This is a genomic window from Billgrantia gudaonensis (assembly GCF_900100195.1).
Taxonomy (GTDB): Bacteria; Pseudomonadota; Gammaproteobacteria; order Pseudomonadales; family Halomonadaceae; genus Halomonas; species Halomonas gudaonensis.
Genome location: NZ_FNES01000008.1, coordinates 64,168 through 76,903 on the forward strand (window position 1 = coordinate 64,168; position 12,736 = coordinate 76,903).

The 12,736-nt window shown below is 64.3% G+C and carries 10 protein-coding genes; 6 read left to right on the top strand and 4 right to left on the bottom strand.

Annotation, left to right across the window (positions count from 1 at the left end):
* The first annotated feature begins 44 nt into the window (after positions 1-44).
* From BLP96_RS10905 to BLP96_RS10925, 5 genes are all read left to right on the top strand, one after another.
* Positions 45-1,208, top strand: coding sequence for a transglycosylase SLT domain-containing protein (locus BLP96_RS10905; protein ID WP_089686055.1), 1,164 nt, complete (start codon positions 45-47; stop codon positions 1,206-1,208).
* A 96-nt stretch (positions 1,209-1,304) separates the two neighbouring features.
* The gene (locus BLP96_RS10910) at positions 1,305-3,152 is read left to right on the top strand and encodes an extracellular solute-binding protein (protein ID WP_089686057.1); all 1,848 of its coding nucleotides are present in this window, start codon (positions 1,305-1,307) and stop codon (positions 3,150-3,152) included.
* Positions 3,153-3,176: 24 nt separating this feature from the next.
* A complete protein-coding gene (locus tag BLP96_RS10915) occupies positions 3,177-4,250 on the top strand; it encodes a microcin C ABC transporter permease YejB (protein ID WP_089686060.1) in 1,074 nt (357 codons plus the stop codon).
* Between the two features lie 3 nt (positions 4,251-4,253).
* Positions 4,254-5,333, top strand: coding sequence for an ABC transporter permease (locus tag BLP96_RS10920; protein WP_089686062.1), 1,080 nt, complete (start codon positions 4,254-4,256; stop codon positions 5,331-5,333).
* Complete coding sequence (locus tag BLP96_RS10925) at positions 5,326-6,912, top strand: ABC transporter ATP-binding protein (protein ID WP_089686063.1); 1,587 nt, start codon at positions 5,326-5,328, stop codon at positions 6,910-6,912. The genes BLP96_RS10920 and BLP96_RS10925 overlap by 8 nt, the downstream gene beginning before the upstream one ends.
* A gap of 69 nt (positions 6,913-6,981) precedes the next feature.
* Here BLP96_RS10925 and BLP96_RS10930 read toward each other — a convergent pair whose 3' ends face one another.
* Positions 6,982-7,683 carry a pseudouridine synthase gene (locus BLP96_RS10930; RefSeq protein WP_089686066.1) on the bottom strand — a complete coding sequence of 234 codons (702 nt, stop codon included), beginning with the start codon at positions 7,681-7,683 and terminating at the stop codon, positions 6,982-6,984.
* The gene (locus BLP96_RS10935) at positions 7,683-8,498 is read right to left on the bottom strand and encodes an amidohydrolase (protein WP_089686068.1); all 816 of its coding nucleotides are present in this window, start codon (positions 8,496-8,498) and stop codon (positions 7,683-7,685) included. Before BLP96_RS10935 ends, BLP96_RS10930 begins: the two co-directional genes overlap by 1 nt.
* Positions 8,499-8,636: 138 nt before the next feature.
* Here BLP96_RS10935 and rarD point away from each other — a divergent pair, with 138 nt between their 5' ends.
* Complete coding sequence (gene rarD, locus BLP96_RS10940; RefSeq protein ID WP_089686070.1) at positions 8,637-9,551, top strand: EamA family transporter RarD; 915 nt, start codon at positions 8,637-8,639, stop codon at positions 9,549-9,551.
* Positions 9,552-9,666: 115 nt separating this feature from the next.
* Here the strand turns inward: rarD and BLP96_RS10945 are convergent, their stop codons facing one another.
* Positions 9,667-11,259 (bottom strand): methyl-accepting chemotaxis protein, encoded by a 1,593-nt coding sequence (locus tag BLP96_RS10945; RefSeq protein WP_176761511.1) that lies wholly within the window; start codon positions 11,257-11,259, stop codon positions 9,667-9,669.
* 178 nt (positions 11,260-11,437) lie between these two features.
* Positions 11,438-12,712, bottom strand: a complete 1,275-nt coding sequence (locus BLP96_RS10950) for an O-acetylhomoserine aminocarboxypropyltransferase/cysteine synthase family protein (RefSeq protein WP_089686072.1) — start codon at positions 12,710-12,712, stop codon at positions 11,438-11,440.
* Between the last annotated feature and the right edge of the window lie 24 nt (positions 12,713-12,736).

Consider the following 12,736-nt stretch of genomic DNA (forward strand, 5'->3'; position numbering starts at 1 on the left):
GACGACACGGTATGTTGCGGATGCAGCAACCAGAAGGAGAACGCATGATCCATCGAACGGCGCGACGACAGACAATCGGTCTGGTCGCCAGCTTCGCCCTGACGGGCACCCTGGCGCTGGCTACCACCACCAGTCAGGCAACCACCATACCGCCCCATTCCGGCGCGCCCGCGAGTCACTCTTTCTGGGAAGTATTGCAGCTCGAGCCGCGGGCTTCGGACGCCTGGGAGCAATTGCGTGGACTGATGCAGTGGGATCACCACACCGAGGACCCCCGCGTTCGACGCTGGATCGAGCACTACCGCGCCAGCCCTCATAATGTGCGCGAGATCACTGAGCGCGCCCGCCCCTGGCTGGCATGGATCAACGCTCAACTCCAGCAGCGAGATCTACCGGGCGAGATCGCCCTGGTGCCTTTCATCGAAAGCTCCTTCGATCCGCAGGCTCGCAGCCATCGGGGAGCAGCGGGCATGTGGCAATTCATGCCGGGCACGGCCGATGCGCTAGGGCTCTTGCGCCAGCAAGGGTATGACGGCCGATTGGACGTGGCCGCCTCGACGCGCGCAGCACTGGATTACATCGAGCTTCAGGCGGAACAGTGGTACGACGGTGACATCGAGTTGTCGCTGGCCGCCTACAATGCCGGCGCCGGCACCGTCAATCGAGCACGCAATGCTGCCTTGAGTCGTGGCGAGCGTGGAGACTACTGGAACCTCGACCTCCCCGGCGAAACCATGCAATACCTCCCCAAGCTGCATGCTCTGGCGGCCATCATCGCCGACCCGGAGGCTCACGACATCGAACTGCCGGCCATCGATGTCACCCCGGCCATTGCCGAGGTACCGGTGGAACAGACGATCGATATTGCCCGGCTGGCCGACATGGCCGGTCTTCGTCAGTCCGAGCTGACGGCACTCAATCCGGGGCTCACTGGCGGCCAGGTGCATCCGGGCACCGCCGACGTCGTGCTCGTTCCCAGCGAACACGAAACGGTCATCCAGGCTCGGCTCAACGACGCCACGCCTCGCCGCTCCACAGACGGTGGCACTGCCGAGTACGTGGTGCAGCAGGGGGACACCCTTTCGCGCATCGCCAGTCAGCATGGCATCAGCGTCGACGAGCTGCGTCGCTACAACGGCTTGCAAGGCGACATCATCCAGGTTGGCCAGAGTCTCGATATGCCCGCACAAAGCCTGGCATCTCGCTGACGCCGACGTAAAAGGGCTGCAGGCAGTTTACAAGGCACGGTACGCCTGACACCTTATGACGATCGCCTCATCGGGAAGCACAGGAATCCGTCAAGGATGTCACCCAGCTCGATCGTCACTCGCAGCCTGCGAAATGTCCTGCCGTGCCTGGCAGCGCTGGCCACCGCCTCCATCGTCATCGCAGATGAGCCGGTCGCCACGGAACATGGCCTGGCGTTGTACGGCGAACCCGCATTGCCCGCCGACTTCACGCACTTTCCCTACGTCAATCCTCAGGCGCCCAAGGGCGGTAGCCTGACACGAGCTGCCGTCGGCTCCAGCTTCGACTCGACCAATCCCTTCATCATCCGCGGTACCCCGGCGGCCGGCGTCAGCGTGATCTACGACACTCTGCTCGAGAGCAACCTCGACGAACCTTTCAGTGTCTACGGGCTGCTTGCCGAGGGCATCCGGCTCGATCCCGAGCGTCACTGGATCGAGTTCGACCTGCGCCCAGAAGCACGCTTTCATGACGGCGAACCGGTCACTGCCGAGGACGTGGTCTACAGCTTCGACCTGCTGATCGAAGAGGGAAATCCCTTCTACCGTAGCTACTACGCCGAGGTGGCCGAGGTCGAGGCGCTCGACGACCATACCGTGCGCTTTCGCTTCAGTTCCAACGAATCGCGTGAGCTGCCGCTCATCGTCGGCCAGTTGCCGATCCTGCCCCGGCACTACTGGGCCGAGCGCGACTTCAGCGCCCCGACGCTGGAGCGGCACATCGGTTCCGGTCCTTACCGTATCGCCGAGGTGGACCCCGGCCGACGCATCGTCTACGAGCGCGATCCCGACTACTGGGGTCGCGACCTGCCGGTCAACCGTGGGCGCCACAACATCGACCGCCTGGTGCATGACTACTATCGCGACCGAGACATCGCCTGGGAAGCCTTCAAGGCTGGCATCATCGACTATCGCACCGATGCCCGAGCCGCTACCTGGGCCATCGGCTACGACTTTCCCGCCTATCATGACGGTCTGGTCAAGCGACTGACGGTGCCCGACGGTCAACCGGCAACGATGCAGGGCTTCGTCTTCAATCTGCGCCGTGACAAATTCCAGGACCGTCGCGTGCGCGAGGCGCTGTCGTTGACCTTCGACTTCCCCTGGCTCAACGCCAATCTCTTCTACGACAGCTACCAGCGCACGCGGAGCTACTTCCAGAACTCCGAGATGGCCGCGCACGGCCTGCCGAGCGAAGCGCAGCTGAAGCTGCTGGAGCCGCACCGCGACGACCTGCCGGCAGAGGTCTTCACGAAGGCGCTGCCCATCGACCATCCCGAAGCGCTGCGCAGCCGCCTGCGGCGCGCCTACGATCTGCTGCTGGATGCCGGCTACGTCGTCGAGGATGACCGCCTGGTTCACAGCGAGACGGGCCGCCCGCTACGCCTGGAGGTGTTGCTCTTCGATACCGGCATGGAACGGGTGGTCCAGCCGATGCTGCACAACATGTCGCGCCTGGGAGTCGAGAGCAGCATTCGCATCGTCGACATCAACCAGTACCTCAACCGCCTGCGCAGCTTCGACTTCGACATGGTGGTAAGCCAGTTTCCACAGTCGAACAACCCCGGAAACGAGCAGCGCGAATACTGGACGAGCGATTATGCCGAGACGCCGCAGAGCCGCAACCTCATGGGGCTGGCCAATCCAGCGGTGGACGATCTCGTCGACCACCTGATCCGCGCCGACAGTCGCGAGGCATTGAACGCCGCAACCCGCGCCCTGGACCGGGTGTTGCGGTGGCTGTTCATCACGATTCCCCATTACCATTCCGGCGAGACCCGCCTCGGACTCTGGGACAAATTCGGCTATCCCGAACCCTTCCCCGAGTACGGTTTCGACCTGTCCGCCTGGTGGGTCGATGCCGACCGTGCCGCCGAGATCGACCAGCGGCTGCACGGCCGCTGACGCCTGGACGAGGATGCTTCCCCCGTGAGCCGTTACGTTCTACGCCGACTGCTGCTGATGATTCCCACCCTGGTGGGCATCATGCTGCTCAATTTCATCATCGTGCAGGCCGCCCCCGGCGGCCCCATCGACCAGATGCTGGCCCGCTTCGAGGGCGCCGACAGCATGGCCAGCACGCGCCTCGATACCGGCGGTGGCGACGTCGTGGTGCGCGACGAATCACGTGGCGCCCGGGGCATCGATCCGCGATTCATCGAACAGCTCGAGCAGCAGTTCGGCTTCGACAAGCCCGCCCACGAGCGCTTCCTGGGGATGATGCGCGACTATGCCACCTTCGATTTCGGCACGAGCTTCTTCCGCGACCGCCCGGTGGTCGAGCTGATGATCGAGCGACTGCCGGTGTCGGTCTCCCTGGGCTTGTGGACCACCCTGCTGGTCTACCTGATCTCCATTCCGCTCGGCATCCGCAAGGCGCTGCACCACGGCTCGCGCTTCGACGTATGGAGCTCGGGCCTGGTCATCGTCGGCTACGCGATTCCCGGTTTCCTGTTCGCGATCCTGCTGATCGTCCTTTTCGCCGGGGGCAGCTACTGGGATATCTTCCCGCTGCGTGGACTCACCTCCCCCGACTTCGATTCGCTCACCCCCTGGGGCAAGGTCAAGGACTATGTCTGGCACATCACCCTGCCGGTGATCGCCATGACCATCGGCAGCTTCGCGACCCTTACCATGCTCACCAAGAACAGCTTCCTCGACGAGATCCACAAGCAGTACGTACTCACCGCCCGTGCCAAGGGAGCCAGCGATAGGCGCACGCTCTATGGCCATGTGTTTCGCAACGCGATGCTGATCATCATCGCCGGCCTGCCCGGGGCATTGGTCACCATCTTCTTCACCGGCTCGCTGCTCATCGAGGTGATCTTCTCGCTCGAGGGTCTGGGGCTGCTCGGCTTCGAGGCGGTGATGCAACGCGACTACCCAGTGATCTTCGGCACTCTCTTCCTCTATACGCTCATCGGTCTGATCCTCAAGCTGGTCTCCGATCTCACCTACGTGTGGGTCGATCCACGCATCGACTTCGAAACCCGGGAGTCCTGAGCCATGGCCCTCGCTTCCACCTCACGACTGTCGCCCATCACTCGGCGTCGCCTGGCGGTGTTTCGCGGCAACCGGCGCGCCTGGGTGTCGCTATGGCTGTTCCTGGCTCTCTTCGCAGTGAGCCTCGCCGCCGAGCTGATCGCCAACGACAAGCCGCTGGTGATGCGCTACGACGGCCAGTGGTACGCCCCCTTGCTGGTGGACTACCCCGAGACCGAATTCGGCGGTTTCCTGCCGACCGACACCGACTACCATGACCCTTTCATCCGCGAGCAGATCGCCAATGACGGCTGGGCGCTTTGGCCGCCGATCCCCTTTTCGTACCAGACGCTGGACATGCAGATGATGCGCCCGTCGCCGGCGCCACCCGACAGCCGCCACTGGCTGGGCACCGATGATCAGGGACGCGACGTACTGGCGCGGGTGATCTACGGTTTTCGCCTTTCGGTGGTCTTCGCCCTGGTGCTGACGGCGGGCTCGTTGGTCCTGGGGGTGTTCGTGGGTGGCATCCAGGGCTATTTCGGCGGCAAGACGGACCTGATCGGCCAGCGCCTCACCGAGATATGGTCAGGGCTGCCGGTGCTCTTCCTGCTGATCATCCTGGCGAGTTTCGTGCAGCCCAACTTCTGGTGGCTGCTCGGCATCATGCTGCTCTTTTCGTGGCTGGGACTGGTCGACGTGGTGCGCGCCGAGTTCCTCCGGGCGCGCAATCTCGAGTACGTACGAGCCGCCAAGGCCATGGGGCTGCCGCCCCGGCTGATCATGTGGCGCCACGTACTGCCCAACGCCATGGTCGCCACCCTGACGTTCGTGCCCTTCCTCTTCACCGGAGCCATCACCAGCCTCACGGCGCTGGACTTCCTGGGCTTCGGCCTGCCACCCGGTTCCCCGTCGCTGGGTGAGCTGGTCGCCCAGGGCAAGAACAACCTCCACGCCCCCTGGTTGGGAATCACCGCTTTCGTCAGCCTGTCGTTGATGCTCTCGCTGCTGGTGTTCATCGGTGAAGGGCTCCGCGACGCCTTCGACCCGCGCCATGTCCAGCACGGTGCCACCACATCGCCGAGGAGCCAGACCGATGCCTGACGCCAGCCCGTTGCTGCGTTTCGACTCTCTCTCCGTCGCCTTCGACGGGGTCACCGTGCTCGACAGGCTGTCGCTCACCGTTCACCGTGGCGAGACGTTGGCTCTCGTCGGCGAGTCGGGTTCCGGGAAGTCGGTCTCCGCACTGGGCGCCATGGAGCTGCTGCCCGGCAATGCGCAAGTCACCGGAGGACGCTGGCTGGGCGACACCGATCTCGCTCGTCTGCGCCCACGCGACTGGCAAGGGTTGCGTGGCGGCCAGGTGGGCTTCGTCTTCCAGGAGCCCATGACCTCGCTCAACCCGCTGCATACCGTGGCCAAGCAGATCGGCGAGACGCTACGTCTTCATCAAGGCCTCTCCGGGCGGGCCGCTCGGGAGCGAAGTCGCGAACTGCTCGTTCAGGTGAAACTGCCGCGACCGGACGAACTGCTCGATGCCTGGCCGCATCAGCTCTCGGGCGGCCAGCGACAGCGCGTGATGATCGCCATGGCGATCGCCAACGACCCACAGCTACTGATCGCCGACGAGCCGACGACGGCGCTGGACGTCACCGTGCAACAGGAGATACTGACCCTGCTCGCCGAACTGCGCGACCGCCACGGCATGGGCATGTTGTTCATTACGCATGATCTCAACCTGGTACGCCGACACGCCGATCGGGTCTGCGTGCTGCACGATGGTCGCGAGCAGGAGACGGGGCGCGTCGCCGACGTCTTCCGGACACCGCAAAGCGACTACACTCGTCTCCTTCTCGACGCCGAACCCAGCGGCGGCCCCTCCCCGGTAGCGGCCGACTCGGTGCTACTCCAGGCCCGGGGCCTGGCGGTGAGCTATGCCCGGCCACGCCGCCTGCTGGCCAAGCGCCCACCCGCCTTCGAAGCGCTGTGCCCGCTCGATCTCTCACTGGCACCCGGTGAAACGCTGGGCATCGTCGGCGAATCCGGCTCCGGCAAGACTACCCTGGCGCATGCCCTGCTGCGCTTGACCGAGAGTCGTGGCGAGATCGAGCTTGCCGGCGAGCGGCTGGATAACCTCAGCGGCAAGGCGCTACGCCAGCGTCGGCGCCGTATACAGGTCGTCTTTCAGGACCCCTATGGTTCGCTCTCCCCTCGCCTGCCCGTCTCGGAGATCGTCAGCGAAGGCCTGCGCTTTCATTTCCCCGAACTGGATGCAGAAGAGGTCGAGCGGCGCGTGTTCGCGACGCTGCGCGAGGTCGGGCTTCCCCAGGATTGTGCGGCTCGCTATCCGCATGAGTTCTCCGGTGGGCAGCGTCAGCGCATTGCCGTGGCGCGTGCCATCATTCTGGAACCCGAGCTGCTGGTTCTCGACGAACCGACCTCGGCACTCGATCGAACCGTGCAGAAGCAGCTCGTCGAGCTGCTTCGCGAGCTGCAACGGCGGCGGGGAATCAGCTATCTCTTCATCAGCCATGACCTGGCGGTGGTGCGAGCGATGGCGCATCGCATCATCGTGCTGCAGGAGGGGCGCGTCGTCGAACAAGGCGAGTGCAAGACGGTTCTGAGTTCTCCCTCGACGACCTACACTCGATCGCTGGTTACCGCTGCCGGTCTTGTCGACTGAATGTCGAGAGGGGCAGTTGGAGGGATGCCGTTTGGGCAAACGAGTAGATAACGGTATAATTCCCTGCTTTCAGAACAGCGCGGTTTCCTCCGCGCTCAACTCACGCCACTCTCCCGGTGCCAGGGCGGTATCGAGCGCCAACTCGCCGATCGACTCACGGTGCAAGGCTTCGACATGATTGCCGATGGCGGCGAACATGCGCCGAACCTGGTGGTAGCGCCCTTCATGAATCGTCAGGCGCACTTCCCTAGAACTCAGGGGCTCCAGCTCGGCCGGCCGTGTCGGGCTCGTCTCGCCATCGAGCAGAATTCCCTCATGAAAGTCAGCGATTGCCCTGGCGAGCGCCCCCCCTTCCAGCGGCCGCGCCAGGCTCGCCCGGTAGGTCTTGGGACAGCGACGACGCGGTGCCGTCACTCGATGGGACCATTGGCCGTCATCGGTCAGTAGCACCAGCCCCGTGGTATCCACGTCCAACCGCCCCACCGCTTGGAGTCGTTCTGCCTTGGGAAGATCGATGAGATCCACGGCGCGGGGATAAAGGCCACGGCGCGCAGTGCACTCGACACCGGTCGGCTTGTGCAGCATGACATAGCGCAACCCCACCAGCGCCAGGACCTCGCCGCGCCAGGCCACCCGAGCGTGCCCTCCCACCTGCGTTGCCGCTTGCTTCACCACCTCACCGTCGATGGTCACTTCGCCTTGGGCGAGCACCCTCTTGGCCTGACTGCGCGTGAGCGGCGCGGTTTCGGCCAGGAAGCGGTCGAGACGCATCAGAAGCCGACTCCGTCTGCAACGCTGAAGTGGTCGGCGTCACGCCAGGCGGGGAACTTCTCGCGGAAGGCATCGAGTTCGTCGCGCGACAGCCGGCCGGTCTTGACGAAGCTCTGATCGCCGGGTTCGTCGATCAGGGCTTCGCCCTTGAAGTCGACGAGCATCGAGTCGCCGGCATAGCCCAGCCCCTTGGCGTCCTCGCCGACGCGGTTGACCCCGATCACCGGGCAGAGGTTCTCGATGGCGCGCGCCTGGAGCAGGATGCGCCAGGGGTGACGACGCGGCGCCGGCCAGTTGGCCACGCACAGCAGAGCATCGTATTCGAAGTGCTCGTGGGGGCCCGGTTGCTGACGCAACCACACCGGAAAACGCAGGTCGTAGCAGACGCTCAGCAGGATGCGAAACCCCTTCAGGGTGACGATGACCCGCTCATGCCCCATGGCATAGCGCTCGTGTTCACCGGCCATGCGAAACAGGTGGCGCTTGTCGTAATGAACGAGGCTGCCATCGGGGCGCGCCCAGATCAGGCGGTTGTAGTAGTTGCCGTCTTCCACCACGGCGACGCTGCCCGTCACCACGCAGCCGCGCTGCCGTGCCTGGTCGCGTAGCCAGGCCACCGTGCGGCTCTCTGCCATGGGCTCGGCCATTTCACGCGAGTTCATGGTGAAACCGGTGGCGAACATCTCCGGCAACACGATCAGGTCGGTCTCGTCGTCGCCGAGCGTCCCCAGGGTATCCTCGAGCATGCGGCAGTTGGCTTGTGGGTCTTCCCAGCGCAGATCGCACTGCACCAGGGTGGTACGCAGTTCACTCATCTCGAGATCCTATCGCAGGTGGCACCAGCATCAGCGTAACGCAGGCAGTCGGGTACGTCAGCCGGGATCGCAAGGGGCATCTCCCATGGCGCGACAACCAATAGCTTGCTAAGTTAGCCGTTTTGCCGGGAGCATGGCATGAAACGCCCACTCACGACGGACCGTGAAGCCAGGCGCGGGGTCGCCTTCGGGCTCGGCGCTTACGTTACCTGGGGCTGTTTTCCCCTCTTCTTTGCCCTCTTCCAGGGGGTACCGGCTTTCGAGGTCCTCGCTCATCGGGTCATCTGGTCATGCCTGTTCCTGGCCGGGCTGATCACCCTGATGCGCCGCTGGGAGCCGATTCGCCAGGCGCTGTCCGCACCGCGACGACTGGGACGCGTGCTCGGCTGTGCCCTGCTGATCGCCACCAACTGGGGGCTCTACATCTACTCAGTGGAGAGTCACCAAGTCTTCCAGGCGAGCCTGGGCTATTTCCTCACGCCGTTGGTCAACGTGGCCCTGGGGATGCTGGTGCTGCGCGAGCGCATGGCCATGCTGCAAGGCATTGCCGTGGCGATCGCCGGTTTCGCCATTGCCATCCAGCTGATGATGCTGGGTGAGTTGCCCTGGATCAGCCTGGTGCTTGCCTTCTCCTTCGGCACCTATGGGCTGTTGCGCAAGCAGGTCCCGCTGGATGGTCTCTCGGGTCTGTTCGTCGAAACGCTGCTGCTGCTTCCGCTGGGGCTGATGGCGGTGAGCTGGCTGAGCATGATCGACCAGTCGCACTTCCACGGCACGCCACGCAACACGGTACTGCTGATCGCCAGCGGCATCATCACGGCGCTGCCGCTGCTGGCCTTCGCTGGCGCAGCACGACGACTGAGACTGGCGACGCTGGGATTCCTGATGTACCTGAACCCGTCCATCCAGTTTTTCCTGGCCCTGCTGGTATTCCAGGAGCCCCTGGCACCGTCTCAGTTGGCCACCTTCGTGTTGATCTGGACGGGACTCGCTCTCTATTCCTGGTCAGCCTGGCAGGATCGTCCCCGCTCGGAGGGTTCGACACGACGATGACTGCCCCCCAACGCACCGGCGTCGCCAGGGCCAAGCCGGATCCAGTGGACGCCAGTCGCGACTATGGTAGCGCCCGCTGGTTCCTAGGGTCGCACAGGACCGGTGCCATCCTCGCTCAGGCGATCTCGGGCTTGTACCCCACCCGGAAGCCGCCCCAATGCTTGCCGTCCACGTACACCGGCACGGAGAGGTCATGCATGATCTCTCCGGTATCGCGCTTGTAGGTCTGCAACAGCAGCGGCTTCTCGTGAGCCCCACAGCGGCTGCCGGTGGGATCGTCGTAGATGCGCTTGCTGCGGCTCAGCTTCAGGTCGTGCTCGTAATCCCCATTGGGCGGTTCGCTGACATGGCGATTGTGCGTCGGCACGTAACCGCGGCGATCGGTACTGATCGCGTAGGCAAGCCCCAGAGCGGTGAGAAGCGGCTCCTGGACGTCGGGAAAGCAGCGGTCCGTGTAGTCGTCGAATTCGGTGCGATACTGCACGGGGTTGGTGCCCGGCACCGGACGGTAGTCGGGGTCGAACAGCGAGCGGGCATCGATATCGCCGCGTTGCACGCCCGCTTCGAGCAGCTTGCCGACCTGGACGGCGGCCTGGCGTGCGGCGGCCAGCACTTGCTGGTGTCGGCCCTCCAGGCGTTGCTGGGCCAGGGCGCCGTCGACACCCTCGGCCGCTTCCATCAGCGAGCGTGCCTGCCCTGCCAGCCCATGCATATCGCGATTGCCCTGTTCGGTCTCGTCTTCCAGGGTGGTCAAGGTGCCGGCGACGCGCTGAGTGTGCCGGTTGGTATCCTCCATGGCCTCGGCGATGGAGCGGATCTCGCTTTCGACCTGATCGAAATCGCCGGTCATGCTGGTGAGCTGCTCGCCGACCTTGCCCATTTCCTTGGCGCGATCCCCGACCCGCTGCATCAGGTGGCCGATGGTATCCACGACGCGGTGGCTACTGTCGCCGATGTCGCCGACCAACGCTTCCACGTTTCGGGTCGCGTCCGACGTGCGCCCCGCCAGTTCGCGCACTTCACCGGCCACTACGGCAAAACCGCGTCCATGCTCGCCGGCTCGCGCGGCCTCGATGGACGCATTGAGAGACAACAGATTGGTCTGCTCGGCGATTTCCTCGATCAACGACGTCACATGGCGCACCCGGTCGGCTTTCTCGCTCAGCAGGTTGAGCAGTTCCAGCGCTTCCTCGGAACGGTCCGCCAAGGCCTGCATTTCCTGGATGACCTGATCCAGCGATTCGCGACTGACGTGGCTCGCATCACGCGAATGGCTGGCCAACGCCGCGACGTTGCCTGCACTGGAAGCCACCTGCTCGATCGCCGAGGTGATGGCCGCCATGCTCGAGGAAGCCTCGCGCACGATATCCTCCTGGCGATCCAGGCGTCGGTCCATCTGGTCGGCATGATGGGAGACTTCCGCCGAGGCGATGGCAGTATTGCTAGCTCGCTCGATCAGGCCATGGGCCATTCGCCTCAGGGAGAGATAGTCTCGTGTCATGGGTAGCCAGGCGGCAATTCGCCCGCTTTCGAGTCGCTCGGCGCTGGCGGAGAAGACGCCCAGCATGCCGCTGAGCGACAGTGACGCCCCGCCCACGAGCCCCAATAGCAGCGTGAAAACGCCCAGCAGCCCGGCGCCGGCAATCACGGAGAGAATCAGGCCCGCCCCCAGTGCGAGAAGGCCGGCCAGCACGATCAGAATCCGCATGACACGTCTCGTTTGTTGTCGATGTCGTGTCAAGCTTACCCTGTCATGGCGATACTCCCCTTAGCACTTTCGCCTGACAGACCAATGGGTTATTCAGACTTAGGGATGATGTGGCAGTGACGTTGAGCCGTCCCCTGCCCTGGCCATGCACTCGATGGCCAGGCAGAGAACGGCGTCATCAGCGCTGGCTGGCTGCCAATGCTTGATCGAGGTCAGCGATGATATCGTCGCTGTGCTCGATGCCGATGGAGAGGCGAACCATGTCGGGCGTCACGCCGGCGGCTTGCAATTCCTGATCGCTGAGCTGGCGATGCGTGGTAGCGGCGGGAATGGAGGAACAGGTCTTGGCATCGCCGATGTTGACCAGACGCAGGATCATGCCCAGCGCATCGTAGAACCGTGCGCCGGCTTCCCTGCCGCCCTGAATGCCGAAGCTGAGGATCCCCGAGGCATGACCGCCCATGTACTTGCGCGCCAACGCGTGATCCTTGTGACTGGACAGTCCGGCATACTGGACCCAGGTGACGGACGGATGCGAGTCGAGGAAGTCGGCCACGCGACGGGCATTGTCGCAGATCCGCTCGATGCGCAACGACAGTGTCTCCAGGCCCTGCAACAGGTTCCACGCCGCCTGGGCGGAGAGCGCGGCCCCCATGTTGCGTAGCGGCACCACCCTGGCTCGGCCGATGAAGGCCGCCTCACCCAGGTCGCGGGTATAACAGACCCCGTGATAGGACACGTCCGGCTCGTTGAGCAGCGGGAAACGTTCGGGGTGGTCGGCCCAGGGAAACCGGCCGGAATCGACGATCACGCCACCCACGGTGGTGCCATGTCCGCCGATGTACTTGGTGGCCGAATGGATGACGATATCGGCGCCGTGCTCGATGGGCCGCCACAGGAACGGCGTCGGCACGGTATTGTCGACCATGATCGGCACGCCGTGGCGATGGGCGATTTCGGCCAGGCGTTCCAGATCGACGACGCTGCCGGAAGGGTTACCGACGGTCTCGCAGAATACCGCCTTGGTGCGCTCGTCGATGAGCCCTTCGATTGCGGCCAGGTCATCCTTGTCGGCGAAGCGAACCGCGATACCCTGGCGCGGCAAGGTATGGGCGAAGAGGTTGTAGGTGCCGCCGTACAGCTCGCTGATCGAGACGATGTTGTCCCCGGCCTCGGCAATGGTCTGGATGGCATAGGTGATCGCCGCCATCCCCGACGCTACCGCCAGGCCCGCGATACCCCCTTCGAGCGCCGCCACGCGCTGTTCCAGCACCGCACAGGTGGGATTCATGATGCGCGAATAGATGTTGCCCTCGACCTTGAGATCGAACAGATCCGCCGCATGCTGGGCATCGTCGAATGCGAACGACGTGGTCTGGTGGATGGGCACCGCGACGGCTTTCTGCTCGTCCGGAGCATATCCGTGGTGCAGGGCGATGGTTTCGAGTTTCATGGCATATCCTCATGGGGGTCGGTA